Source organism: Streptomyces sp. NPDC057694 (genome assembly GCF_042799415.1).
In the GTDB taxonomy this organism is placed as follows: domain Bacteria; phylum Actinomycetota; class Actinomycetes; order Streptomycetales; family Streptomycetaceae; genus Streptomyces.
On the sequence record NZ_JBHVIX010000007.1, the window covers coordinates 324,497 to 350,880 of the forward strand.

The 26,384-nt window shown below is 72.3% G+C and carries 19 protein-coding genes; 10 read left to right on the plus strand and 9 right to left on the minus strand.

What is annotated here, in order from left to right:
* Positions 1-96: 96 nt before the first annotated feature.
* Positions 97-900, minus strand: coding sequence for a phosphatase (locus ACFVDP_RS19225; protein ID WP_383490899.1), 804 nt, complete (start codon positions 898-900; stop codon positions 97-99).
* A 128-nt stretch (positions 901-1,028) separates the two neighbouring features.
* On the opposite strand from ACFVDP_RS19225, the gene ACFVDP_RS19230 reads away from it, so the two are divergent.
* On the plus strand, positions 1,029-2,015 hold the full coding sequence (locus ACFVDP_RS19230) for a DMT family transporter (protein ID WP_383490901.1): 987 nt from the start codon (positions 1,029-1,031) through the stop codon (positions 2,013-2,015).
* Between the two features lie 134 nt (positions 2,016-2,149).
* Positions 2,150-2,995, plus strand: a complete 846-nt coding sequence (locus ACFVDP_RS19235; RefSeq protein ID WP_383490903.1) for a nitrilase-related carbon-nitrogen hydrolase — start codon at positions 2,150-2,152, stop codon at positions 2,993-2,995.
* A gap of 447 nt (positions 2,996-3,442) precedes the next feature.
* On the opposite strand, the gene ACFVDP_RS19240 is transcribed toward ACFVDP_RS19235, so the two are convergent.
* A complete protein-coding gene (locus ACFVDP_RS19240) occupies positions 3,443-4,855 on the minus strand; it encodes a helix-turn-helix domain-containing protein (RefSeq protein WP_383490905.1) in 1,413 nt (470 codons plus the stop codon).
* Positions 4,856-5,048: 193 nt separating this feature from the next.
* Between ACFVDP_RS19240 and ACFVDP_RS19245 the strand changes: the two genes are divergently transcribed.
* The 3 genes from ACFVDP_RS19245 (at position 5,049) to ACFVDP_RS19255 (ending at position 9,305) form a co-directional block, all read left to right on the plus strand.
* Positions 5,049-6,527 carry a sodium:solute symporter gene (locus tag ACFVDP_RS19245; protein WP_383490907.1) on the plus strand — a complete coding sequence of 493 codons (1,479 nt, stop codon included), beginning with the start codon at positions 5,049-5,051 and terminating at the stop codon, positions 6,525-6,527.
* A 62-nt stretch (positions 6,528-6,589) separates the two neighbouring features.
* Positions 6,590-7,585 (plus strand): agmatinase, encoded by a 996-nt coding sequence (gene speB, locus ACFVDP_RS19250; protein ID WP_383490909.1) that lies wholly within the window; start codon positions 6,590-6,592, stop codon positions 7,583-7,585.
* Positions 7,586-7,631: 46 nt separating this feature from the next.
* Positions 7,632-9,305 carry a thiamine pyrophosphate-binding protein gene (locus ACFVDP_RS19255; RefSeq protein ID WP_383490911.1) on the plus strand — a complete coding sequence of 558 codons (1,674 nt, stop codon included), beginning with the start codon at positions 7,632-7,634 and terminating at the stop codon, positions 9,303-9,305.
* Here ACFVDP_RS19255 and ACFVDP_RS19260 read toward each other — a convergent pair.
* Positions 9,302-10,114, minus strand: coding sequence for an alpha/beta fold hydrolase (locus ACFVDP_RS19260; protein WP_383490913.1), 813 nt, complete (start codon positions 10,112-10,114; stop codon positions 9,302-9,304). The genes ACFVDP_RS19255 and ACFVDP_RS19260 overlap by 4 nt on opposite strands.
* A 34-nt stretch (positions 10,115-10,148) precedes the next feature.
* On the minus strand, positions 10,149-10,922 hold the full coding sequence (locus ACFVDP_RS19265) for an alpha/beta fold hydrolase (RefSeq protein ID WP_383490915.1): 774 nt from the start codon (positions 10,920-10,922) through the stop codon (positions 10,149-10,151).
* A 137-nt stretch (positions 10,923-11,059) separates the two neighbouring features.
* Here ACFVDP_RS19265 and ACFVDP_RS19270 point away from each other — a divergent pair, with 137 nt between their 5' ends.
* Complete coding sequence (locus tag ACFVDP_RS19270; RefSeq protein WP_383490917.1) at positions 11,060-11,959, plus strand: LysR substrate-binding domain-containing protein; 900 nt, start codon at positions 11,060-11,062, stop codon at positions 11,957-11,959.
* A 6-nt stretch (positions 11,960-11,965) separates the two neighbouring features.
* Here the strand turns inward: ACFVDP_RS19270 and ACFVDP_RS19275 are convergent, their stop codons facing one another.
* Both ACFVDP_RS19275 and ACFVDP_RS19280 read right to left on the minus strand, forming a co-directional pair.
* A complete protein-coding gene (locus tag ACFVDP_RS19275; RefSeq protein ID WP_383490919.1) occupies positions 11,966-12,760 on the minus strand; it encodes an endonuclease I family protein in 795 nt (264 codons plus the stop codon).
* Positions 12,761-12,908: 148 nt separating this feature from the next.
* Positions 12,909-15,182, minus strand: a complete 2,274-nt coding sequence (locus ACFVDP_RS19280; protein WP_383490921.1) for an ArnT family glycosyltransferase — start codon at positions 15,180-15,182, stop codon at positions 12,909-12,911.
* A 153-nt stretch (positions 15,183-15,335) separates the two neighbouring features.
* Here ACFVDP_RS19280 and ACFVDP_RS19285 point away from each other — a divergent pair, with 153 nt between their 5' ends.
* The 3 genes from ACFVDP_RS19285 to ACFVDP_RS19295 all read left to right on the plus strand — a co-directional run bounded on the left by ACFVDP_RS19285 (position 15,336) and on the right by ACFVDP_RS19295 (position 21,182).
* Complete coding sequence (locus ACFVDP_RS19285; RefSeq protein WP_383490923.1) at positions 15,336-19,088, plus strand: ABC transporter ATP-binding protein; 3,753 nt, start codon at positions 15,336-15,338, stop codon at positions 19,086-19,088.
* A gap of 153 nt (positions 19,089-19,241) precedes the next feature.
* Positions 19,242-19,661, plus strand: coding sequence for a hypothetical protein (locus ACFVDP_RS19290; protein ID WP_383490925.1), 420 nt, complete (start codon positions 19,242-19,244; stop codon positions 19,659-19,661).
* A 126-nt stretch (positions 19,662-19,787) separates the two neighbouring features.
* Positions 19,788-21,182 (plus strand): aminopeptidase, encoded by a 1,395-nt coding sequence (locus ACFVDP_RS19295; RefSeq protein ID WP_383490927.1) that lies wholly within the window; start codon positions 19,788-19,790, stop codon positions 21,180-21,182.
* A gap of 46 nt (positions 21,183-21,228) precedes the next feature.
* On the opposite strand, the gene ACFVDP_RS19300 is transcribed toward ACFVDP_RS19295, so the two are convergent.
* The 3 genes from ACFVDP_RS19300 to ACFVDP_RS19310 form a co-directional block, all read right to left on the minus strand.
* Positions 21,229-21,852: a hypothetical protein gene (locus tag ACFVDP_RS19300; protein WP_383490929.1), complete on the minus strand. Its 624-nt coding sequence runs from the start codon at positions 21,850-21,852 to the stop codon at positions 21,229-21,231.
* 201 nt (positions 21,853-22,053) lie between these two features.
* Complete coding sequence (locus ACFVDP_RS19305) at positions 22,054-23,883, minus strand: glycoside hydrolase family 3 protein (RefSeq protein ID WP_383490931.1); 1,830 nt, start codon at positions 23,881-23,883, stop codon at positions 22,054-22,056.
* Between the two features lie 487 nt (positions 23,884-24,370).
* Positions 24,371-25,279: a LysR family transcriptional regulator gene (locus ACFVDP_RS19310; RefSeq protein ID WP_383490933.1), complete on the minus strand. Its 909-nt coding sequence runs from the start codon at positions 25,277-25,279 to the stop codon at positions 24,371-24,373.
* A gap of 112 nt (positions 25,280-25,391) precedes the next feature.
* Between ACFVDP_RS19310 and ACFVDP_RS19315 the strand changes: the two genes are divergently transcribed.
* On the plus strand, positions 25,392-26,321 hold the full coding sequence (locus ACFVDP_RS19315; RefSeq protein ID WP_383490935.1) for an EamA family transporter: 930 nt from the start codon (positions 25,392-25,394) through the stop codon (positions 26,319-26,321).
* Positions 26,322-26,384 lie beyond the last annotated feature (63 nt).

Sequence of the window (26,384 nt, forward strand, 5' to 3'; positions counted from 1 at the left end):
CTCAGGGGCAGGGGAAGGCGCGCGAAGCGCATGCCTTCAGGGGCGCGGGGAACTGCGCGACCAGCCACGACGAGAGCCGCAGTCGCAGGGCGGGCGCTAGTCCAGCAGGCCCGCCGCGTCCAGCAGGTACGCCGTCATCGGGTCGTAGTGGCGGGGGCTCGTGACGTGGTCGTCCAGGGGGATCGTCACCTGCATCGTGCCCTCGGCCTCGCCGACGAACAGCGCGGGGTCGTTGCAGTCCGCGTAACCGACGGAGTCGAGCCCGCGCTGGGCCGCGCAGCCCGCCCACCCGTGGTCGGCGACGACCAGGTCGGGCAGCGGCCGGCCCTCGCGCTCCAGGGCGTCAAGGGTGCGCGTCATCGGGTCGGGGGAGTGCGTGTGCCACAGCGTCGCCCCGCGCTCCAGCATCGCCACGTCCGCGAACTGGAAGACCATGCCTTCCTCGGTGGCGAGCCCCTCGGGGATGACGACGATCTCGCAGCCCGCCGCGCGCAGAGCGGCAGCCGTCGCCCGGTGCACGTCGAGCAGACCGCCCGGATGCCCCGTGGCGAACAGCACGCTCTGACGGTCCTCGGCCGCCTTGCGCAGCCGCGCCGCCATCCGCTCCAGGGCGTCGACCGTCAGCTCCGGGTCGATGGTGTCCTGCCCGTACCGGTGCTCCGGGTCGTCGACGACACCGCAGCGCTCGGCCATCACCGAGAGCACGTCCTGCTCGTCCGTCCAGCGGTCACCGAGTTCCAGGCCCAGCCAGAAGTGCCGGTCGCCGTTCGCGAGCTTGCGGTAGTGGCTGAGGTTGTTCTCGCGGGGCGTGGCCACGTCGCCCGCGATGCGGGTGCGGACGAGGTGGTCGATCAGGGCGGCGCGGGTCGGACTGTCGGTGGGAATCCCGGGTATCGGCATGGCTCCCATTGTGCCCGGGGGACGCCGGAGGATGCTGATCGGTTCGCGGACTGGGACCAGGGCCACTGCCGCTCCGGCCTCCGATATTTCGGTGCTCACCGAACGGATTTCTCCGTACGCTCCCCCCTATGACCTCATCGGACCCGCGCCCCGCCGCCCCCGGCCTGCTCACCGTCGGCGCCGTCTGTTTCACCGTGCTCGCCTGGGCCTCCGCCTTCGTCTCCATCCGCAGCGCGGGCGCCGCCTACTCACCGGGCGCGCTGGCCCTCGGGCGGCTGCTCGCCGGGTCCGTGGTGCTGGTCGCGCTGGTGCTGATCCGCCGCGAGGGGCTGCCGCCGCGCGGCGCCTGGCGCGGAATCGTGATCTCGGGCGTCGTCTGGTTCGGCGGGTACATGGTGGCGCTGAACTGGGGCGAGCGCCTCGTCGACGCCGGCACCGCCGCGCTGCTGGTGAACGTGGGCCCGATCCTGATGGCGCTGCTCGCCGCCCGGCTGCTCGGCGAGGGGCTGCCGCCGCGGCTGCTCGCCGGGATGGGGGTGTCGTTCGCGGGCGCGGCCGTGGTCGGCCTGTCCATGTCGGCCGGGTCCTCGGGCTCCGGGGACGTGGAGGGCAGTTCGGGGGCGCTGATCGGGGGCGTCGCGCTGTGTCTGCTGGCCGCGGTCGCGTACGCGGTCGGTGTCGTGTCCCAGAAGCCCGCCCTGTCGTACGGCTCCCCGCTCCAGGTCACCGCGTTCGCCTGCCTGATCGGGACGGCGGTCTGCCTGCCGTTCTCCGGACAGCTGGTCTCGGAGGTGTCCAGGGCGCCGATGTCCGCGACGCTCAACATGGTCTACCTCGGCGTCGTGCCCACCGCGCTGGCCTTCACCACCTGGACGTACGCGCTCGCCCGCACGCCCGCCGGGAAGATGGGCGCGACGACGTACGCCGTGCCCGCCATCGTGGTCCTGCTGAGCTGGCTGTTCCTGGACGAGGTGCCCGGCTGGCTGACCCTGCTCGGTGGCGCGCTGTGCCTGGCCGGTGTCGCGGTCTCCAGGTCGAGGGCGCGGGCGCGGGCCGCCGTTCGGGAACCGGAGATCGTCCCCGGCCCCGAGAAGCAGGAGAGCGCCGACTGCTGACCCCGGGCCTTCGGGGCCGGGCTCCGTACGCCGTGTCCAGGTGCGTGATCCGCATTTGGCCGGATGGGCGGAGACGGGCCGTGGGGGTGCGGGTTAGGGTCCAGCCGTCAGCAGTGAGAGGGAAGGGCTCCGCGATGAACGGCTCCACGGAGCGCGACGGCCGGCCGATGACCACCGTGGCCTGCGCCCAGCTCGCCCTCGGGGTCGGCGACGTCGCCGAGAACCTGGCCGCCGCCGAGGAGGCCGTCGAGGCCGCCGCCCGCGCCGGCGCCCGGGTCGTCGTGCTCCCCGAGCTCGCCAACAGCGGCTATGTCTTCGACTCCGTCGCCGAGGCCCGCGCTCTGGCCGAGCCGCTCGACGGTCCTACCGTCACCGCCTGGTCGGCGGCGGCTCGGCGGTACGGGGTCACCCTCGTCGCGGGGCTCGCCGAACTCGACGGTGACCGCGTCCGCAACTCGGCCGTCGTCATCGACCCGGCCGGTGAGCTGCGCGCCGTCTACCGCAAGGCCCACCTCTTCGGCACCGAGAAGGACTTCTTCGTCTCCGGGGACGAGGCGCCGCCCGTCGTCGACATCGAGGGGGTCGGGCGGATCGGCGTCATGGTCTGCTACGACCTGGAGTTCCCCGAGTGGGTGCGGCGCGTCGCCCTCGCCGGTACCGAGTTGCTGTGCGCTCCCGTCAACTGGCCGCGCTTTCCTCGGCCCGAGGGGGAGCGGCCGGCCGAGGTGATCAAGGCGCAGGCCGCTGCCGCGGGGAACCGGATGTACGTGGCCGTGGCCGATCGGGCCGGGGACGAGCGCGGGGTCGTCTGGACCGGGGGGTCCGTGATTGTCGACCCCGACGGGTTTCCGGTCGCCGGGCGCAACCCGACCGAGGGGCCGGCCCTTCTGCTTGCCTCCTGTGATCTGGCGCAGGCCCGCGACAAGTCTCTGGGCGCCCACAACGACGTCTTCGGAGACCGGCGGCCGGAACTTTACTGAGCCCGGGCCCCTTATCGGGTTGTCGTTCGTCTGCGGGCCGGTGGCCGCTTCTCGCGCAGTTCCCCGCGCCCCTTTTCGGGTTGTCGTTCGTGCGCGGCCCGGTGGGGGCTGGTCGCGCAGTTCCCCGCGCCCCTGGAGATGCGCACTTCGTGCGCGACCTCCATTGAGGCGCGCCATCTGCCCAAGGCGGAGGAGCGGCCCCTGCCTCAGGCGGAGGCGCGCCCCCTGCCCCGTGTGGAGGCGCGCGGAGCGCAGCCTCAGGGGAGGCGGCGCGCAGCGGCTGCCTCAGGGGCGCGGGGAACTGCGCGAGAAGAGGCCACCGGCCGTCAGCCGACGGTCAACCCGTTAAGGGGCGCGGGGAACTGCGCGAGAAGCGGCCACCGGCCCGCAGCTGACGGTCAACCCATCAGGGGCGCGGGGAACTGCGCGACCAGCCCCCGCCGGGTCTCACGGCAGGTCCCGTAGGGCGAACCACAGCTCCATTCGGGTGTCCGGGTCGTCCAGGTCCGCTGATACCAGCACCCCGCACTTGGCGATCCGTTGGCGGACCGTGTTGCGGTGGACCCCCAGCGCGTTCGCGGTGCGGTCCCAGCTTCCGTGGAGGGAGAGCCAGGTGCGCAGGGTCCGGCGGAGTTCGGGGTGGTCGGACAGGGCGGCCACGTCCGGGGCGGGAATGTCCGCGCGGTGCCGGACCAGCGGGGTGCGCAGAGCGCGGGCGCGGGCCAGGGCGTGCGCGGCCTGGGAGTCGGCGGCCGCCAGTTCACCGGGCGCGGCCGGGGCCGAGACACCCAGGGTCCAGCCGTCGTGCGCGGTGACGTCCTGGTCGGCCGGAACCAGAGCGCGGACCAGCGCATCCGTGGCGTCGACCAACGGAGTGCCGAGCACCGGCACCGGCCGCCCGCCCGGCGACTGCGCGTGCACCACCCGCCAGGCGCCCGGCGCTCCGAGCAGCTCAGCCGTGTCCTGGGGGCGCTCTCCGAGCAGCAGCCGGACCAGCGCCGCCGAACGCCGGGCGTCCCCCGTCGACCGGTGTTCGCCCTGCAACAGCGAGAGCAGGACGACCGCGACACCCGCGATGGTGTGGTCGCCGGGCGCCCGCGCCCCGGTGGCGAGGCCGAGCGCCCGGCCGCCGGGACCGCCGAGCGCGTACGCCGACAGTTGCACGCCGCCCACCTCGTCGGAGGCGGACGCGGGCGTCGGGAAGAGCCGGGTCGTCGCGGGCCGCACCACCCGCACCAGATCGGCGAGGGCCGCCTCGGCAGCCTCCGACGGCGGGGTCCCGGCGCGCTGCGGCTCGGTGCCCTCGGGACCGAGCAGGACCGCGAACCCGCCCGTGCGCTGGGCGAGTTGGCGCAGCACGGCCGGAACGGGGTCGGGCCGGGCGGCCGCGGTGGCGAGGCCCTGCTGCGCCTCGGTGACCCGGCGCAGTTCGAGATGGCGCACCGCGGTCATCAGGTCCCACAGGGCGCGGCCGACCGCGCTGAACGTCGTCCGCTCCGGCACCTCCACCAGTGCGAGACCGCGCCGCTCGCACGCCGCCAGCAGGCCGGACGGCACCGTGTCGTGCACCGGCGCCACCCCGAACCCCAGGGCCGCGGCGCCCGCCGCGACGATCCGCTCCACATAGGCGTCGTAGTAGGCGTCGGTGCCGGTGTCCGCCGGCGCGTGCACGCCCGCCGTCAGCAGCAGCTCGCCGCCCAGCAGATACGGGTACGGGTCCGACATCTCCGAGGTGTGCGCCGAGTACACCGGCATCGCCTCGGCCGGCGGCCCCGCGATCTGCCGCAGCCCCAGCTCGGCGCGGGCCAGCAGCGCGCTCAGCGGAACGGCGGGCAGCGGGGGCACCGGCGGGGACGACATGGTGTGCGTTTCCTCTGGTTCGTACGCGATGAGTAGAGGAAACGTACACTTCAGCGACGCTTTCCAGCCACCTAGTGTCGTCCCGACCGGTGAGTACGGGTACGGGCGGATGTCCCCGTGTCGAGATCCGGGTCCGTTTCCGTCCGATTCCCCGCACGACACGCCACCGAAGTGTGTGAAGGAGGGCTGCCCCATGGCCGTCGACTACATCGTGATCGTCCTTTACCTGGCCGGCATGCTGGCCATGGGCTGGTGGGGCATGCGCCGCGCCAAGTCCAAGAGTGACTTCCTGGTCGCCGGCCGGCGCCTGGGCCCCGCCATGTACTCCGGCACGATGGCCGCCGTCGTCCTCGGCGGCGCCTCCACCATCGGCGGCGTCGGCCTCGGCTACCAGTACGGCCTGTCGGGTGCCTGGATGGTGTTCACCATCGGCCTCGGCATCCTCGCGCTGTCGCTGTTCTTCTCCGCGCGCATCGCCCGCCTGAAGGTCTACACCGTCTCGGAGATGCTCGACCTGCGCTACGGCGGCAGCGCCGGGATGATCTCCGGCATCGTGATGTGGGCGTACACGCTGATGCTGGTGGTCACGTCCACGATCGCGTACGCCACGATCTTCGACGTCCTGTTCGACGTGCCGCGCTGGCTGGCGATCGTCATCGGCGGCGCCATCGTGGTCGCCTACTCGACGCTCGGCGGCATGTGGTCCATCACCATCACCGACATGGTGCAGTTCGTCGTCAAGACGATCGGCGTGCTGCTGATCCTGCTGCCGGTGGCCGTCGTCAAGGCGGGCGGCTTCAGCGAGATGAAGGCCGCGCTGCCCACCTCGTACTTCGACCCGCTGGGCATCGGCGGCGAGACGATCTTCACGTACGTGCTGATCTATACGTTCGGCATGCTCATCGGTCAGGACATCTGGCAGCGCGTGTTCACCGCCCGCAACGACAAGGTGGCCCGCTGGGGCGGCACCGTCTCCGGTGTCTACTGCCTGCTCTACGCGATCGGTGGCGCCGTCATCGGCACCGCCGCCAAGGTCATCTACCCCAAGGGCCTGGGCCAGGCCGACGAGGCGTTCGCCCAGATCGTCAAGGACGAGCTGCCCGTCGGTGTCCGCGGTCTGGTGCTCGCCGCCGCGCTCGCCGCCGTCATGTCGACGTCGTCCGGAGCCCTGATCGCCTGCGCCACCGTCGCCAACAACGACATCTGGAAGCGGCTGCGCGGCATCCGGCCGGACACCGCCCCCGACAGCGAGCACGACGAGATCAAGGGCAACCGGATCTTCATCCTCGTCCTCGGCATCGTCGCGATCATCACCTCGATCATCCTCAACAACGTCGTCGAGGCGCTGACCGTCGCCTACAACCTGCTCGTCGCCGGCCTCCTCGTGCCGATCCTCGGCGGGCTGATCTGGAAGCGCGGCACCGGCAACGGCGCCCTCGCCGCCGTCGTCGTCGGTGGTCTCTCCGTCATCGGCCTGATGTGGAAGTTCGGCATCCTCGCCAACGAGCCCGTCTACTACGGCCTGTCGGCGTCCCTCGTCGTCTACGTCGTCGTGTCCCTGGCCACCCCGCCGACCGACGCCGCCGTCCTCGCCCACTGGCGGGAGCGGCTCGCCGGACGCGGCGCCCCCGAGGCCGAACCGGCCGCGTCCCCCGCGGCGGCGGCGCAGTAACCCCGCAGTACCCCTCCGCAGGAAGACCTCAGGAAAGACCGCAGGAAAGAAGGCACCCGCGCATGAACCCCAACGACACGCCCCGCGTCCAGCCCGACCCGAACGGTCCGGTCGGTCCCGTCGACTCCTCGCTCGTCCCGCGCTACGCGGGCCCGGCGACCTTCGCCCGGCTGCCGCGCCTGGACGAGGTCGACTCGGCGGACGTCGCGGTCGTGGGTGTGCCCTTCGACACCGGTGTCTCCTACCGTCCCGGCGCCCGCTTCGGCGGCAACGCGATCCGTGAGGCGTCCCGGCTCCTGCGCCCCTACAACCCGGCGCAGGACGCCTCGCCGTTCGCCCTCGCGCAGGTCGTGGACGCCGGTGACGTCGCCGCGAACCCGTTCAACATCAACGAGGCCGTCGAGACGATCGAGGCCGCGGCCGACGGCATCCTCGGCTCGGGCGCCCGCATGATGACGCTCGGCGGCGACCACACCATCGCGCTGCCGCTCCTTCGCTCCGTCGCCAAGAAGCACGGCCCGGTCGCGCTGCTCCACTTCGACGCGCACCTGGACACCTGGGACACGTACTTCGGCGCCGAGTACACGCACGGCACCCCGTTCCGCCGCGCCGTCGAGGAGGGCATCCTCGACACCTCGGCCCTCTCCCACGTCGGCACGCGCGGCCCGCTCTACGGCAAGAGCGACCTCACCGATGACGAGAAGCTCGGCTTCGGCATCGTCACCTCGGCCGACGTCTACCGGCGCGGCGCCGACGAGGTCGCCGACCAGCTGCGCCAGCGCATCGGCGACCGGCCGCTGTACATCTCCATCGACATCGACTGCCTCGACCCGGCCCACGCGCCCGGCACCGGCACCCCGGAGGCGGGCGGCATGACCTCCCGCGAGCTCCTGGAGATCCTGCGCGGTCTGGCATCGTGCAACCTGGTGTCCGCGGACGTCGTCGAGGTGGCCCCCGCCTACGACCACGCCGAGATCACCGCCGTCGCCGCCTCGCACACCGCGTACGAGCTGACGACGATCATGGCGCGGCAGATCGCGGCGTCCCGCACCGCCTGACCGCACCACCGGACCGCCTCCGGCACCTCAAGGAGAGACCCCCGCGATGACCCACGACCACGACCTCGAACTGCGGCCCACCGCGGCCCAGACCGAAGCGGCCCTCAACCCGCCGCCCGGGCGGACCGGCGGCGACCTGGTCGTGGAGACCCTCGCGGGGCTTGGCGCGTCCACCGTCTTCGGCCTGCCCGGCCAGCACGCGCTGGGCCTGTTCGACGCGCTGGGCCGCTCGGACCTGCGCTATGTGGGCCTGCGCGTGGAGAACAACGCCGGGTTCGCGGCGGACGCGTACGGCCGGGTCACCGGCGAGGTCGCGCCGCTGTTCCTGTCCACGGGGCCGGGCGCGCTGACCTCGCTGTCCGCGCTCCAGGAGGCGGCCGCGGGCTCCGCGCCGGTGCTCACGATCGTCAGCCAGGTGCCGGTGGCCGGGCTCGGCGGCGGCCGGCACGGCTACCTCCACGAGCTGCGCGACCAGCAGGCCGCCTTCCGTGACGTGGTCAAGTCCGTCCACACCGTGCGTACCCAGTCGCAGATCCCGTCCGCGATCGCCGCGGCCTGGGAGTCGGCGCTCAGCGCGCCGCACGGCCCGGTCTACGTCGAGATCCCGCAGGACGTCCTCCTCGCCCCGGCCACCCTGCCCCAGGTCACGGCGGTCGACGCGACCCCGCACGAGCTGGTGCCGCGCCCCGAGCTGACCGCCGTCGCCGCCGACCTGCTCGCGAAGGCCGAGCGCCCGGTGATCATCGCGGGCGGCGGTGTGGTCCGCGCCGACGCGGCGGGCAAGCTCCGCGCGCTCGCCGAGCGGGTGAACGCCCCGGTGGTGTGCACCTTCGGCGGCAAGGGCGCCTTCCCCTGGGAGCACCCGCTCTCGCTCCAGTCCTGGATGGAGGACCGGCACGTCACCGACTTCCTGGAGGACGCGGACGTCCTGCTGGTCGTCGGCTCGGGCCTCGGCGAACTCTCCTCGAACTACCACACGTTCGCCCCGCGCGGCCGGGTGATCCAGATCGAGGCGGACGCGGGCAAGCTGGAGTCCAACCACCCGGCGCTCGGCATCCACGCGGACGCCCGCCTCGCCCTCCAGGCCCTCGTCGAGACGGTCGGGGAGCGTTCCGACGAGAAGGCTCCGGCGCGCGTCGCCGAGGTACTGAACGCCGTACGGGAACGCATCGCCTCCCAGGAACTCACCCTGGAACAGGACGTGTTGGCGTCCGTCCGGGCCGCGCTCCCGCCCAAGTCCCCGTCCTTCTGGGACATGACGATCCTCGCCTACTGGGCCTGGTCGGCCTGGCCCGGACCGCTGCACTCGGCGCAGGGCGCGGGCGGCCTCGGCTACGGCTTCCCGGCCGCGCTCGGCGCCGCGGCGGCCGACCCGACGACGCCCGTCCTCGCGGTCTCCGGCGACGGCGGAGCCCTGTACTCGATCGCCGAACTCGCCACGGCGAAGCAGGAATCCCTGAACGTCACCTGGCTGATCGTCGACGACGGCGGCTACGGCATCCTGCGCGAGTACATGAACGACACCTTCGGCCGGGCCACCGCCACCGAGCTGACCCGCCCGGACTACGTGGCCCTCGCCGAGTCCTTCGGCGTGCCGGCCGTACGTACGTCCCCGGAGGCCCTCCGCGAGGACCTGGCCGCCGCGCTCGCCACCCCCGGCCCGAGCGTGGTCGTGCTGCCCGCGTTGCTGCGGATGTTCGCGCCGACGCACCTCGGCTAGGCCCCGAGGGCGTCGAGAAACTCCGCGACCTTGGCCGTGAGCAGGGCCGGGTTCTCGCCGGGCAGGCCGTGGCCGCCGGGGACGCGCAGCAGGCGGGCGTGCGGGATGCGCTCGGACAGGTCGAGCTGGTGGTGCGGCGGGACGAGCCGGTCGTCGGCGCTGGACAGCAGCAGCGTCGGCGCGGTGATGTCGGGGAGCAGGCCGGTGAGGTCGACGGCCGTGTCCGTCGCGGTCTGCCGCACGAAGCCGTCCAGGCCGCCCGTGATCATCTCGGCGAATCCGGCCGCCGCCTGCGCGAACGTCTCCTCGTCCCAGGTGCGCAGGGTGTCCTTGCCCAGCGCGGTGAGCAGGATCAGCCGGGCCAGCGCGTCCGGGTCGCTGCCGGCCAGCTGCCGCCACAGGTCGAACTGGAACGCCATGTGGGCGTCCGTGCGCACCCAGCCCGCGTGCGCGGTGAGCGAGGCGACCAGGTCCGGGTGCAGGGCGGCCGCCGCCGTCGCGACCACGGCGCCCAGCGAGTGGCCCACGAGGTGGAACCGGTCGAGCCCCGCGTCCCGCGCCGCCGCGACGACGACGGCCACCATGTCGGTCACGGCGACCGGACCGCCCGGGTCCGTGGTCTCGCCCGCACCCTGGAGGTCCGGGGCGACGATGGTGTAGCGGTCGCTCAACTCGGCTGTCAGCGGCGCCCAGTTGCCCTCCGCGGTGGCACCGGTGCCGTGCACCAGGACCAGGCCGGGACCGCTGCCGGTGACGAGGTAGTGGGCCTTGGTGATACCGCCCGAGGTGGGGACGTCGACGAAAGGCATGCGTAACTCCTGCGTAAGTAGGGTGGGTTGTGGGTCAGTGCAGGTCGGCGAGGGCCGCACGCAGGGCGGTGGTGAACCGGTCGGCCTGGTCCTGCTGCGACATGTGGCCCGCCCCGTCGATCACCGTGAGGCGGGCGCCGGGGATCAGCGTGGTGAGTTCGCGGGGCACCGACAGCGGGACCTCGGTGTCGAGTTCGCCGTGCAGGAAGTGGGTCGGCACGCGCAGGTTCGCCACCCGGTCGCGCGGGTCGTAGCCGGCCTGGTCGACGACGAGTCCGTCGATGCGGAAGGTCGACTCCAGGAGCTGGCGCACCGTCCAGTCGATCATCGCGGCGCTCGCGCCGGGCCGGTACCAGTGCGGCACGAAGTCGGCGAGCGTCCCCGCCCGGTCGGCCCGCAGGTCCGTGAGCAGCTTGTCCATGGCGTCCTGGAGCCCGGAGAAGTGGTGGACGCCCGCGTCGACCGGGATGATCGCGCCGATCCGGTCCGGGGCCGCGAGGGCCGCCTCGACGGTGAAGGCGCCCGCGATCGACGAGCCGATCAGCACCGGCCGGTCGAGTTCCAGAGCGTCGACGAACGCCAGTACATCACTGGTGAGTTGGGCGAGGCTGTAGCCGTCGGCGGGCCGCTCCGAGCGCCCGCAGCCCCGCCAGTCGAGGGTGATCACGCGGTGGTCGGTCATCAGGTCGGCCGCCTGCGCGTCCCACACCCGGCCGCTGGTGCCCCAGCCGTGCAGGAACACCAGAGGACGGCCCGCGCCGAGGTCCTCGTAGTGGAGCGTGATGCCGTTGACCGTCGTGTACGCCATGGGGAGCTGCCTTCCGGGTGCGCTGGGGTGATGGGTGAATTCCAGCGGACGGACGGCCGTCGACCAATGAGTGATCCGCTCCTAGACTCATCACGAATCGTGATGGGTGATGGTTGAGGGGTCCGGGGGCGGGCGGCGTGGAGCTGCGGCAGGTGAAGTACTTCGTGGCGGTGGCCGAGGAGCTGCACTTCGGGCGGGCCGCCGAACGGCTGCACATCGTGCAGCCCGCGGTGAGCCAGCAAGTGCGGCGCCTGGAGCGGGAGTTCGGCGTCGACCTCTTCGACCGCAGCAAGCGGGCCGTGCGACTGACCGACGCGGGCCGGGCCCTGCTGCCGCACGCCCGTGCGCTGCTCGCGGCCGAGCGGGCGGCGGCCGAGGCGATGGACACCGTGCGCGGCGAGCAGGAGTCCATGCTGCGCGTCGGTACGAGCGTCGGGCTCGGCCTGCGCCTGGACGGGGTGCTGACCGCGCTGTCCGAGCGGGCGCCGAAGCTGCTGGTCGAGCTGGTCAGCGGCCCCACGGCGACCAGGCTGCAACAGGTGCGCGACGGGGATCTGGACGCCACGTTCGTCCGCGGCGCCGACCGCGCCCCGGGCCTCGAACTGCTGCCGCTGTGGCGGGACGAACTGGTCGCGGCGCTGCCCGCCGGGCATCCGCTCGCCGGGCGGGACCGGGTCGGGCTCGCGGACCTGGTGGGGCTGCCGCTGCGGATCGCGCCCCGCGAGAGCAATCCGCATCTGGTCGACGCGGTCGTGGACGCCTGCCGGGCGGCGGGGTTCGAGCCGGTCATGGGCCCGGCGTTCACCACCGACCAGGACACCCTGGCCGCGATCGCCTCGGGCCGGCCGTCCTGGACGGTCTACTTCGCCGCGCAGGCCGCCGTGCAGCCCGCGCACCGGATCGCCTTCCGGCCCTTCGCCGACCCGGCCGGGGCGCCGTCCTTGCCCACATATCTGGCGGTGCGCCCCGACCCGCCGTCCCGCCGGCTCGCCGCACTGCTGGACGCGTGCGGCGAGGTGGGGGACGGGGCGCCGTAGCCGCGGCTACCAGATCGACTCGACCCACTCCGGGTGGTCGATGAACGGGTTGCGGTTGTGCTGGTAGGTGTCGTAGATGACCTGGTTGCGCTTCTCCTCGAAGGCGCTGGGCGGGTCCTCGTCGCTCCACTGCTTGAGCACGGAGAGCTTGCCCATGAAGGCGGCGCTGCCGTTGTTGACCTTCTCGTTGGGCTCCAGGTCGGCGAAGCCGTCGCCGCCGTCGTAGCGCACCGCCATGTAGAGGATCATGCGGGCCACGTCGCCCTTGTCCGCGTCGCGCGGCTCGAAGGAGTCGGAGTCGGTGAGGCTGCCGCCGCCGCCCGAGACGGCGCTGCCGCCGTCGTCGAAGTCCTTGTTGCCGCGGACGCTGTTGACCTGCACGTCGGCGGGGCGCAGGTGGTGCAGGTCCGTGCCGGGGCCCGTCGCCTCGCCGAAGTCGCCGTGGGACTTGGCCCAGGTGTGCTCACGGTTCCAGTCGCCGAGGTCGCCGCCGTTGAGGGACTTGGCCCGCGAGACACCGCTGTACAGCAGGATCACGTTGTTGCTGTTGTTCGGATCCTGGTCGGTGACCTTGAGCGCGTCCCAGACCGCGGAGTACGAGATCTTGGTCTGGCTGCTGATGATCGTGTGCAGCGAGGACTTGAGGGCGGTGCCGGACTTACCGATCGCGTTCTTGTAGTACGTCGAGTCGTAGTCGGTGGTGGTCGCGGAGGTGGGGCCCGCGGTGACCAGGGGGAGGGCGACAGCCGTCATCAGGGCGGCTGCGGTGAGGGCGGCGGTGCGTATGGGGATTCCGGGCATGAGGGGTGTCCGTCCGTTCTACGCGGGTCGACTGAGATGCAACCCGCGTAGAATGACATGGACACGAGGAGTTCGGGTGAATAATTCGCGTCAATTGTGTGACGTGGAAGCGGCCCATGACGTTTCGTCAGGGGCCGCTTCGTGCGCGTCAGTTCACGTCTGACGGGTCCAGCCGGTAGAGCGACGCCGAACTGTCCGAACCGGACGAACTCTCCGAGTCCGACGAGCTCTTGGAGTCCGAAGAGCTCTTGCTGTACGCGCTCGCCTTCACCGCCGTGCCGTGCTTCTTCACCCAGGCGGTGACCGCGGAGCTGACGTCGTCGCCGCCGCCCATGCCCCCGCCCATGCCGCTCTCGCCGACCTGGATGTAGTGCAACTTCCCGCTCTTCACCAGCTTCTTGAGCTTGGCGACGGTCATGCCCTTGTCGGAGCCGGTGAAGCCGTACATGGAGATGACGGGCTTCTTGGTGCTGAGGATGATCTGCGCGGCGGACTGCGAGTTGGACACCGCGAGCAGCCACTCGGCGCCGTCCTGGTGCTTCTCCAGGTACGAGATCAGGTCACTGTCGACCGAGCCGCCCATGCCGCCGCCGCCCGTGCGACCGCCGCCGGTACCGCCGGGCATCTCACCACCGTTGGGCATCTCGCCACCGGCCTGACCGCCCGGCATTTCGCCGCCACCGGGCATCTCGCCGCCGCCCGGCATCTCGCCACCCCCGGGCATCCCGCCGCCACCGCTCGGTGGCGTGAAACCGCCCTCCTGGCCGCCTTCGTCCGGCGCGCCGCCTTGCTGCCCGTCCTGCTGCCCGTCCTGCTGTCCTTCCTGGCCCGAGCCCTGCTGCCGGCCCCCGCCGGGCAGCTCGCCGCCGCCGGGGAAGCCGCCGCCACCGCCCCCGCCGGGGCCGCCCATGCCGCCGCCCGTCGTGGGTCCGGCCGTCGGGTTCGTGCCGCCCATGCCGCCGGCCCCGCCGGACGAGAACGGCTCCGCGAAGGAGTACGCCGCCGGGCCCGCCACGGAGGCGACGACCGCGGCCGCCACCGCCGCCGCGAACAGCCGCAGCCGCCTGCCCGACGCCGTACGGAACACGAGCAGGCCCGCGATCGCGGCCGCCATGACGAGGGCGACCAGCGGCCACAGCCAGCCGTTCCAGCCGGAGGCCCGCCGCAGCAGCACGACCGCCCAGATCCCGGTGACGCCGAGCGCGACCGGCAGCACCCACGCCCAGCGCCTGTCGGTGCGGAAGGCGCGCAGCAGCATCACGCCGCCGCCTCCGCACAGCGCCGCGATGCCCGGGGCGACCGCGGTCGTGTAGTACGGGTGCATGGTGCCCTCGGCCGTCGCGAACGTGACGTAGTGCAGGAGCAGCCAGCCGCCCCACAGCACCAGCGCGGCCCGCGTGAGGTCGGTGCGCGGGGCGCGCCCGCGCAGCACCAGACCGCCGACGAGGGCGATCGCCGCGAACGGGATCAGCCAGGAGATCTGGCCGCCGAGCGTGTCGTTGAAGAGCCGGCCGAGCCCGGCGGTGCCGGAGAAGCCGCCGCCTCCGCCGCCACCGCCCCCGCCGTTGCCCTCGCCGCCGAGGACCCGGCCCAGGCCGTTGTAGCCCATGATCAGGTCCCAGGCGGAGCCGTCCGTGGAGCCGCCGATGTAGGGGCGGTCGTCGGCGGGGACGAGGGAGACGGCCGTCGCCCACCAGAAGCTGGAGACCGCGAGGACCACGGCGGCCAGCACCAGGTTGCGGATCTTCTTCGCCCAGCCGAGCCGGGACGCGTACAGGTACACGGCGAAGACGGCGGGCAGCGCGATGTAGCCCTGGAGCATCTTGGTGTTGAAGGCAAGGCCGAAGCAGACGGCCGAGCCGAGCAGCGGCAGGAGCCGGCCGTCGCGGGTGGCGCGCAGCGCGAGGGCCGCGCCGCCCACCATCAGCAGGAGCAGCAGGGTGTCCGGGTTGTTGTCCCGGTTGATCGCGACCGTGATCGGGGTCAGGGCCAGGACCAGCGCGGCGATCGCGGCGGCCGCGTGGCCCCACACCCGCTTCACGGAGGAGTGCAGGATCCAGATCGTGCCGAGCGCGGCCCCGATCTGCGGCAGCATCATCTGCCAGGTGCCGAAGCCGAAGATCCGGCAGGACAGGCCCATCACCATCAGCGCGAAGGGCGGCTTGTCCACGGTCAGGAAGTTGCCCGCGTCGATGGAGCCGAAGAACCAGGCCTTCCAGCTCTGGGTGCCGCTGTAGATCGCGGCGCTGTAGAAGCTGTTCAGCCCGTTGGACGAGAGGTTCCAGGCGTACAGCACGGCGGCGAGCGCCAGGATGCCGAGCAGCGCGGGCAGCGACCAGCGCGGGGCGCGGTGCGCGGTCGGCGCCGCGGCCGGTGGCGGCGGGGCGGGGGCGTGGGGGAGCGGTTCGGTCGCAGAGGTCACCAGTGAAAGGTGCACGGCGCGGGTGGGCGCGGGCTGTGGCGAAGCTGGGCGCCGCCTGTGAAAGCCGGTGAAAGCCGGGGAACGCCCGTCGGATTGTTGCGGCGGGATGAAATCCGCCCCCGGCCGCGTTGGTCATCACGGCACAGCAGCAGGATGGCGAGAGGCGACGGTGTGACGGCGGACGAACAGGTCGGGCGGGGCTGGGCGAAGCGGCTCGTGGGGTATGCCTGGCGCTATCCCAAGGACGTCGTGCTCGCGCTCGGGGCCTCGCTCGGCGGCATGGCCGTCATGGCGCTGGTCCCGCTGATCACGAAGGTGATCATCGACGATGTCGTCGGCGACCACACACGCTCCATGGGCCCGTGGGCGGGCGCGCTGATCGGCGCGGCCGTCGTCGTCTACGTACTGGCCTACATCCGCCGCTACTACGGCGGCCGGCTCGCCCTCGACGTCCAGCACGACCTGCGTACCGAGATGTACGGCACGATCACCCGGCTCGACGGACGGCGGCAGGACGAGCTGTCCACCGGGCAGGTCGTCGGCCGTGCCACCAGCGACCTCCAGCTCATCCAGGGCCTGCTCTTCATGCTCCCGATGACCATCGGGAACATCCTGCTGTTCCTCATATCCCTGGTGATCATGGCGTGGCTGTCGCTGCCGCTGACCCTGGTCGCGCTCGCCGTCGCCCCCGCCCTGTGGTTCATCGCCAGGCGCAGCCGCTCCAAGCTGCACCCCGCCACCTGGTACGCGCAGGCGCAGGCCGCCGCCGTCGCCGGGGTCGTCGACGGCGCGGTGAGCGGCGTGCGCGTCGTGAAGGGCTTCGGGCAGGAGGAGCAGGAGACCGGGAAGCTCAGGGAGGTCGGGCGGCGGCTGTTCGCCGGGCGCCTGCGCACCATCCGGCTGAACTCCAAGTTCACCCCCGCCCTCCAGGCCGTGCCCGCGCTCGGTCAGGTGGCGATGCTGGCCCTCGGCGGCTGGCTCGCGGTGCGCGGGCAGATCACGCTCGGCACCTTCGTCGCCTTCTCCTCGTACCTGTCCCAGCTGGTCGGCCCGGTGCGCATGCTCGCCGTCGTGCTGACCGTCGGGCAGCAGGCCAGGGCCGGTGTGGAGCGCGTCCTCGAACTCATCGACACCGAGCCGTCCCTCGTCGACGGCACCAAGGAACTGCCCGCCGACGCACCCGCGACCGTCGAGTTCGACGACGTCGCCTTCGAGTACGCGGGCGGCGACCGGCCCGTCCTGGACGGCCTCTCCTTCGAGATCCGCGCGGGCGAGACCCTCGCCGTCGTCGGCTCCTCCGGCTCCGGCAAGTCCACCGTCTCGCTGCTGCTGCCCCGCCTGTACGACGTCACGCGCGGCGCCGTCCTCGTCGGCGGCCACGACGTGCGCGAGCTGAGCCTGGCCTCGCTGCGGGCCGCCATCGGTCTCGTACCGGAGGACTCGTTCCTCTTCTCCGACACCGTGCGCGCCAACATCGCCTACGGGGTCCCGGACGCCACCGACGAGCAGATCGAGGCCGCCGCGAAGGCCGCGCAGGCCGACCGGTTCATCGCCGAGCTGCCCGCCGGGTACGACACCAAGGTCGGTGAGCACGGGCTGACCCTCTCCGGCGGCCAGCGCCAGCGCGTCGCGCTCGCCCGCGCCATCCTCACCGACCCGCGGCTGCTGGTCCTGGACGACGCCACGTCCGCCGTGGACGCGCGCGTGGAGCACGAGATCCACGAGGCGCTCAAGCACGTCATGGCGGGCCGCACGACCCTGCTCATCGCGCACCGCCGCTCCACGCTGAACCTCGCCGACCGCATCGCCGTCCTCGACGGCGGCCGGCTCGCCGCCATCGGCACGCACAAGGAGCTGGAGGCCGGCTCGCCGCTGTACCGGCGGCTGCTGACCGACCCCGACGAGCTGGGCGGCGTATCGCCTGGGCACGCGCTGCCGACGGCCCCGGCCGAGGACACCTCGGTGCGCGACGAGCTGGACGCCGAGTTCGACGCCGAGCGCGGGGTCACCCCCAGGCTGTGGACGGGCGACCGCGAACCCAAGGATTCCGCGCTGTCGGGGATGCCCGCGACGCCCGAGCTGCTCGCGCAGGTGGACGCGCTGCCGCCCGCCACCGACACCCCCGACATCGACGAGTCGCGGGCCGTCACGCCCGAGGACTCCTACGGCCTGCGCCGCCTCCTGCGCGGCTTCGGGCCCGTGCTGCTGATCAGCCTGGGCCTGGTCGCGGTCGACGCGGGCATGGGCCTGCTGCTGCCCGTCCTCATCCGGCACGGCATCGACGAGGGCGTCAGCCAGCTCGCGCTCGGCGCCGTCTGGGCGGCGTCCGGGCTGGCCCTGGTCGCCGTGCTCGTGCAGTGGGCCGCGCAGATCGGCGAGACCCGGATGACCGGCCGCACCGGCGAGCGGGTCCTGTACTCGCTGCGGCTGAAGATCTTCTCCCAGCTCCAGCGGCTCGGGCTCGACTACTACGAGCGCGAGCTGACCGGCCGGATCATGACCCGGATGACGACGGACGTCGACGCGCTGTCGTCGTTCCTCCAGACCGGCCTGGTCACCGCGTTCGTCTCCGTCGTCACCTTCTTCGGCATCATGGTCGCCCTGCTCGTCATCGACGTACAGCTCGCCCTCGTCGTCTTCGTGACGCTGCCGCCGCTGATCATCGGCACGTTCTTCTTCCGCCGCGCCAGCGTCAAGGCGTACGAGCTGGCGCGCGAGCGGATCTCCGTCGTCAACGCCGACCTCCAGGAGACCGTCGCCGGACTGCGCATCGTGCAGGCGTTCCGGCGCGAGCAGGACGGCCGGGACCGGTTCGCGGCGGGCAGCGACAGCTACCGCAGCGCGCGCATCCGCGGCCAGTGGCTGATCTCCGTCTACTTCCCGTTCGTGCAGCTGCTGTCGTCGGTGGCGGCCGCCGCCGTGCTGATGGTGGGCGCCCACCGGGTCGACGCGGGCACGCTGACGACCGGCGCGCTGGTCGCCTACCTGCTCTACATCGACCTGTTCTTCGCCCCCGTGCAGCAGCTCTCCCAGGTCTTCGACGGCTACCAGCAGGCCACCGTCTCGCTGGGCCGCATCCAGGAACTGCTGCGCGAGCCGACCTCCACCAAGGGCGCCGCCGAACCGCTGGACGTGCTGTCCCTGCGCGGCGAGATCGCCTTCGAGGACGTCGACTTCGCGTACGGAACGGACGAGACGGCCCTGAGCGACGTACGGCTGCGGATCCCGGCCGGGCAGACCGTCGCGTTCGTCGGCGAGACCGGCGCGGGCAAGTCGACGCTGGTCAAGCTGGTCGCCCGGTTCTACGACCCGACCGGCGGCCGGGTCACCGTCGACGGCACCGACCTGCGCGACCTCGACCTCACCGCGTACCGGCACCGGCTCGGCGTCGTCCCGCAGGAGGCGTACCTCTTCCCCGGCACGATCCGCGACGCCATCGCCTACGGGCGCCCCGAGGCGACCGACGCGCAGGTGGAGGCGGCGGCCCGGTCGGTCGGCGCCCACGAGATGATCGCCACCCTCGACGGCGGCTACCTCCACGAGGTCGCCGAGCGCGGCCGCAACCTGTCGGCCGGCCAGCGCCAGCTGATCGCCCTGGCCCGCGCCGAGCTCGTCGACCCCGACGTCCTGCTGCTCGACGAGGCCACCGCCGCCCTCGACCTCGCCACCGAGGCCCAGGTCAACCAGGCCACCGACCGTCTCGCCGGCCGGCGCACGACCCTGGTCGTCGCCCACCGGCTGACGACCGCGGCCCGCGCCGACCGGGTCGTCGTGATGGACCACGGGCAGGTCGTGGAGGACGGCACGCACGACGAACTGCTGGCCCTCGACGGCACGTACGCGCGGCTGTGGCGCACCTTCATCGGTGAGGACGACGCCGCGGACGTCGTGAGCGCGTCGACGTGAGCGCGTCGACCTGAGCGGGCGGCGGGGAGCCGTCGACTTGTCCCAAACATGGCAAAGAATCCGGTATTCGTGCAGGTCGCGCGCAACCGCGCAGCCCCCGTGTCGCGTCAGTTCATCAGTACGCTGATGCCAATGTGACCGGAGGGATCTGTGGTGCGAAGAGACGGAGAGGCGGGCGCCGGCATACGCCGCGGGCCGCGCCGCCCGGCCGCGCTTGCGCTGGCCGCGCTGCTCGGCTCGGGACTGCTGGTCGTCGGCGGCCCGGCCGTCGGCAGCGCGCAAGCGGCCGCGCTGTGCTCCGGGCACAAGGTCCGCACCCTCACCTTCGCCACCGGCCGGACGGTCGTCTACAAGGGCAACGGCTATGTCTGCGCCGTCACTTACCCCAAGCGCGGCGGCACCCGCCAGTACATGTCGGTCGGCGTCCAGGCCCGCGGCAACCGCGCGGTCGTCGACGCGGGCCGCTTCACCCACCACGCGGGACCGGTCACCGTGCACGCCGGGCACCGCTGTGTCCGGGTGACGGGGAAGGTCGGCTCGAAGTCGGTCAGCACGGGCTGGATCCTGTGCTGAGCCCGCTCGGCCCGTGGTGCCGCTGAGCCGGTTCTGCTGAGCGGACACCAAGTACCTCTGGTGGTACGCGTATTGCTCCGATAGTTTCCGGGGCGCCGTTGTACTCGCGTTACCAGGGGAGTGTGTATGCACAAGGTGCTCAGATGGTTGCTGTCGCTCGTCGTGCTGATAGGCACGGTGGCCGCGGCCGGCACGACGACGGCCACCGCCGCCGCGGACGCCACCGACATCAAGGACCGGCTGCTCGCCGTACCCGGCGTGAGCCTCGTCGAGGAGAAGCCGTACGACGGCTACCGCTACTTCGTCCTGAACTTCACCCAGCCGATCGACCACAAGCATCCGTCCAAGGGCACGTTCCAGCAGCGGATCACCGTGCTGCACAAGGACGTCAGCCGCCCGACGGTCATGTTCACCAGCGGCTACAACGTCTCGACGAACCCCTCGCGCAGCGAGCCGACGCGGATCGTCGACGGCAACCAGGTCTCCGTCGAGTACCGCTTCTTCACCCCGTCGAGGCCGCAGCCCGCCGACTGGTCCAAGCTCGACATCTGGCAGGCGGCCAGCGACCAGCACGACATCTATGAGGCCCTGAAGCCGATCTACGGTGCCAACTGGCTGACCACCGGCGGCTCGAAGGGCGGCATGACCGCCACGTACTACGAGCGCTTCTACCCGCGCGACATGGACGGCGTCGTCGCCTACGTCGCCCCGAACGACGTCGTGAACGACGAGGACTCCGCGTACGACCGCTTCCTCGCGAACGTGGGCCCGAAGGACTGCCGCGTCGCCCTCCAGAAGGTGCAGCGCGAGACGCTCGTGCGCCGCACCGCGCTGGAGAAGAAGTACAAGGACTACCTCGCCGCGAACGACTACACCGTGAACACCGTCGGTTCGCTGGACAAGGCGTACGAGGCGACCGTCCTCGACCTCGTGTGGGGCTTCTGGCAGTACCAGCCGGAGTCGGCCTGCGCGGACGTCCCGGACGCGAAGACCGTCACCGACCAGGCGCTGTTCGACTACGTCGACGCCGTCGGCGGCTGGTCGTCCTACGCCGACCAGGGCCTGGAGCAGTACACGCCGTACTACTACCAGGCGGGCACCCAGCTCGGCTCGCCCGACATCAAGCAGCCCTGGCTCGGCAAGCTGTCGCGCTACGGCTACCAGCCGCCGCGCAACTTCGTGCCGCGCTCCATCCCCATGAAGTTCGACCGGCGGGCCATGCCCGACGTGGACAACTGGGTGCGCCACCACGCGACCCGGATGCTGTACGTGTACGGCGACAACGACCCGTGGGGCGCCGAGCGCTTCCGCCTCGGGTCCGGGGCCAAGGACTCGTACGTCCTGACCGCGCCGCACGCCAACCACGGCGCGAACGTCGCCGCGCTGACGGCCGGCGACAAGGACCTCGCCACCCAGCGGATCCTCGCGTGGGCCGGTCTGTCCGGTACGACGGCCAAGGCGCCGCACGACGCGAAGCTGGACCGCGTCGACCTGCTGCGGGAGCCGACGCTCCGGCCGTGACCCGGCCGATGCCGTGACGGGGCGGCGGCGGCCTGCCGCCGCCCCCTCACAGCTTCACCGCGCACCCCACCGGGTCGCCGCCGCCCAGGGTCACGTACAGCGCCGTCGACGACGGGCACCGGGTGCGTGCCGTCACCGCCGACGTCACCCGGTACTGCGGGGCGCGCTCGCCCGAACCGTCGCAGGCGGTCTCCCGCACCTGGCCCGCACCGGCCGCGTAGACGCAGTCGCCGACGACGGTGCGCGGCCCGCCCCCGCCGCCCGGATCGCCGGGGTGCGGCGGCTCCAGATTGCGCATGCAGGCATAGCCCTGGGCCACGGCCGCGGCATCGGTGGCGCCGGTGCCGGCCGTCGCGGGCCGGTTCTCGCCGATGTGCAGCACGAAGTCGGTGCTGGCCGGGCAGGCCGGGCCGCCGGACGCGCCGCCGTCGTACCGGGCGATCACCCGGGCGACGGCGCTCTCGCTGCGGCACGGCACCTCGCCGAACGAGGCCCGCCCCCGCGAACTGCACTCGTGCAGCGCCAGGAAGACCGCCCCGTAACCGGACGGCGAGCGGGACACCTGTGCCGTCGGGGACTCCACCGTGTCTCCCGTCGCGTTCTGACAACCGGCCAGCGCGAGTGCCGACAGCAGCACCGCGCACACCGCTTCAACCGTTCGCGCACGCATGGCAGTCCCCCCGGGTATGCCCGTCAAGCCTGACCCGTGGACACGGGAGCACGCCAGAGGTACAAGACGCTTTGCGCCGGTTGGGGGTGGTGCGCCGGTAGTGCGGACGTACGTCCCGTACGGACAGGATGGTAACGACCTGTCCCTGCCCGTACGGGAGGCCGGTACGTCAGTGCGTCAGCACACCGGTGAATACTCCGGTCAGTACTTCAGGCCGTACCCGATCGGGTAGAGCACCTGCGTCGGGTCGTCGGCCTTCTGCACCGGCACCGGCAGCCTGCCCCGGGGTGTGGCCGCCCCCGTCAACACCCGTACGGCAGCCCGTAGTTCGACGTCGATCCACGAGTACGCGGCCACATGCGCGTCGACGGCGCCGAGCTGGGCGACGTCGTAGGGATTGCGCAGGGACAGGGTGACGACCGGTACGCCGGTCGCGGCGACCGCGTTCACCAGCTTCTGCTGGGCGCTGCCCGCCGTCACGTTGTACGTGCCGATGACGACGGCGTCCTTGCCGGCCGCCGCGGCGACGGCCTGGTCGATGACGGCCTGGCTCGGGGCCGTGCCGGTCGCGAGGACCGTTGCGGAGAAGCCGCGTTCGGTGAGGGCGGCGCCGATCACGGTGGTCGGCGGGCCGTCGCTGAGCGAGGGCGAGGCCGGGTTGGCGCCGAGCACGAGGACGTTCCTGTGGGTGCGGCGGGAGAGCGGGAGCAGCCGCTCCTTGTTCACCAGGAGAGTCGTGGTGCGCTCGGCGATCCGGTCGGCGGCGGCCAGGTGCGCGGCCGTCCCGACGGTCCGGTCGACGTCGCGGTGCGAGACGTAGGGGTCCTTGAAGAGCCCCAGCTTCGCCTTCAGGCGCAGGATGCGCAGGATCGACTCGTCGAGCCGGTCCTCGGCCAGCTCGCCGCTCTTCACCGCGCTCAGGACCGCGTTCCAGGACACGTCCAGGGTGGGCGGGTTGAGCAGTTGGTCGACACCCGCCTGGAGCGCGAGCACGGGCACGCGGGCGTCGCCGTACTTCGTCCGCACGCCCTCCATGCCGAGCGAGTCGGTGATGACGACGCCGTCGTAGCCGAGCTGCTCGCGCAGGATGCCGGTGAGGATCGGGTGCGAGAGGGTCGCCGGGTCCTCGGCCGGGTCCAGGGCCGGTACGACGATGTGGGCCGTCATGATCGAGTCGATCCCGGCGGCTATCGCGGCCCGGAACGACGGCCTGTCCAGCTCCTCCCACTGCTCGCGCGTGTGCGTGATGACGGGGAGTCCGGTGTGCGAGTCGGTGGCCGTGTCGCCATGTCCGGGGAAGTGCTTGGCCGTTGAGGCGATGTGGGCCGACTGGTACCCCTTGACCTGGGCGGCGACCATACCGGCGACGGCCTCGGGGTCGGCGCCGAACGAGCGGACGCCGATGACCGGGTTGGCCGGGTTCACGTTGACGTCCGCGTCGGGTGCGTAGTCCTGGACGATGCCGAGCGCGCGCAGCTCGGCGCCCGCTATCTGCCCCGCCCTGCGCGCGTCGCCGTGGCTGCCGCCCGCGCCGAGCGCCATCGCGCCGGGGAACAGGGTGGCCGGCTTGCCGACCCGGCAGACGATGCCGTGCTCCTGGTCGGTGGCGATCAACAGCGGTATGCGGGAGGGCTGTCGCTGTCCGGCGCGCTGGATGCCGTTGCTGAGGTCGGCTATCTGGTGCGGGTCGCGGACGTTGTGCGCCCACTGGAAGTAGATGATGCCGCCGAGCTTGTACTTGTCGATCAGCTCGTCGGCCGTGCGCACCCCGATCTCTTTGAGGTTCGCGTCGATGTCGGCCTGGTCCGGGGTGGTGGCCGAGTGGCCGTACACCCGCATCACGAAGAGCTGGCCGACCTTCTCCTCCAGGGACATCCCCGAGATGACCTTCTTGAGGGACCGGTCGCTCGGCGCGGCCGCCTGGGCGGGTGCGGCGCTCAGGGTGACGGCGGCGGCGCCGGCCGTGGCGGCGGCGAGCAGGGTGCGTCTGGGGAAACCGTTACTGGGCTGGCTGGACTGGCGGTGGTGCACGTGCGCTCCTTCCGGGGGAGGGGCGGGGCATGCTGCTGAAGGAAACTTCCGCGCGTCATGGATATGGGGAAAGTTTCTGCCAGTCAAGAGAGCGGGAGTGAAAGCGGGCATGAAAAGGGGCCGTCACCGGCGCTGTTGGAGGGGGGCGCGCCGGTGACGGCTTGCTGCCGGCCGCATGCGGCGGAGAGGGTGGTCAGCGTTCGCAGCCAGCAGCGAGGCCGACACCGCACTGCGGAGACTCACCGGCAGCTTGCCCGTTGGACGGACGGGCCCGCGCCCGGGTTCCCATCCGGCCGGAGGTTTCCTCACGCGGTTCCGGGTGCGGCTTTCGTCGTGGCTGGTCGCGCAGTTCCCCGCGCCCCTGAGATGCGCACTTCGTGCGGCATCTCATCGGGGAGGCGGCGCGAAGCGCCTGCCTCAGGGGCGCGGGGAACTGCGCGAGAAGCGGCCACCGGCCGGCACCCGAAGAACTGCCCAGGGGTGCGGGCTACTGAAGGAGGCAGGTGGAGCCCTGGTCGTGTAGGGACTGGACGGTTGCCGTGATCGCGGGGCGGCGGGACACCCCGGTGCGCCAGAGCGCGTACACGCGTCTGCGCGGCACCGGATCAAGCCCCACCACAACCACCCCGCCCGGCAAGGGCCCCCGCCCGAGCCGCGGAATCACGGCAACCCCCAGCCCCGCCGCGACCAGCGCGACCAGCGTCGGATTCTCGTCGGCCCGATGCACGATCTCCGGCTCGAACCCGGCCCCCCGCATCGTCCGCACCAGCCAGTCGTGACACACCCGCCCCGCCGGCTGCGAAACCCACCGCTCCCCGCCCAGTTCAGCCCGCCGCACGGCGCTGCGTCCGGCCAGCGGATGCCCGACCGGCACCAGCAGATCGCACAGGTCGTCCCCGATGACCGCCTGCTCGACCCCGGCCGGGGCCGGCAGCGGCGCGATGTCCCAGTCGTGGGCCACGACGAGATCGACGGCGCCCTTCGCCACGAGATCGACCGACAGGTGCGGGTCGACCTCGGTGAGCCGGATGTCGAGCCCGGGATGCCGCTCGGCCAGCGCCGCGAGCGCCCCGGGCAGCAGCCCGCGCGCCGCCGAGGCGAACGCGGCGATGGTCAGCCGCCCCGCCGGCACCCCGCGCCGCTCTTCGAGCTCGGTCTCCGCCCGCTCCATGACGGCCATCAACTCATGTGCCGTACGCGCGAGTTGCCGGGCCTCCTCGGTCAGCTTGACGCCCCGCCCCTCCCGTTCGAGGAGGACGGTCCTGGTCTCCCGCTCCAGTTTCGCGATCTGCTGGGACACGGCCGACGGCGTGTAGCCGAGCGCGGCCGCGGCGGCGCCCACCGTGCCGTGCACGGAGACGGCGTGCAGGGCGCGCAGTCGCTGGACATCCAACATCCCGGACCCCTCTTCCGTACGCATCCCTACGCACTCTCATTAGCGGTGCTTCATCCCACCATGCAGGAATCATCGCTGGTGCTACACGGTCGCGGGGCGTGATCCTCGACGCATGAGACCCGCACACACCGGCCTCGCCGTGCTCGTCGCCGCCCTGTGGGGCGTGAACTTCGTCGTCATAGACATCGGCCTCGCCCACTTCCCGCCGCTGCTCTTCTGCGCCCTGCGCTTCCTGCTGGCCGCGCTCCCCGCGGTGTTCCTGGTCGGCAGGCCGTGCGTGCCGTGGCGCTGGATCGTGGGGCTCGGACTCGCCCTGGGCGTCGGCAAGTTCGGGCTGCTGTTCGTCGGCATGAACGCCGGGATGCCGGCCGGGCTCTCGTCCCTGGTGCTCCAGGTTCAGGCGGTGTTCACGGCGATGATCGCGTTCACGTTCCTGGGGGAGCGGCTGCGGCCGGTGCGGGTGGTGGGCATGGCGGTGGCGCTCGGCGGGATCGTGGTCGCCGCCGTCGACGAGGGGGGCTCGGGCCCGCTCGGCGCCTTCGCGCTGGTCCTCGTCGCCGCCGCGTTCTGGGGCGTGGCGAACGTCCTGACCCGCAAGGCGGCTCCCGAGGCGCCCTTCAACTTCATGGTGTGGTCGAGCGCGGTGCCCGTGCTTCCGCTGTTCGGGCTCTCGCTCGTCTTCGAGGACCCGGCGACGGATGCCCGCGCGCTCGCGTCCCTCGACCTGCCCGGCGTCGGCGCCATCGTCTACGTGGCCCTGGTGACGACCCTGTTCTGCTTCAGCGCCTGGAGCCGGCTGCTGCGCCGCTACGACGCCTCTACGGTCGCCCCGTACTCACTCCTGGTCCCCGTCTTCGGGATGTCGTCGGCGGCGCTGTTCCTGGGCGAATCGGTGAGCCCCCTGCGCTGGTGCGCGGCCGCCCTGCTCGTCGCCGGGGTCGCCCTGACGTCCTTCGGCACGGGAATTCGCCTGCGGCCCGGCGGGGCTTCTCGCGCAGTTCCCCGCGCCCCTGAGGCAGTCGATCGAGTGCGGCTCTCGTAGTGGCCGGCCGCGCAGTTCCCCGCGCCCCTGAGATGCGCACTTCGTGCGCCATCTCATCAGGGG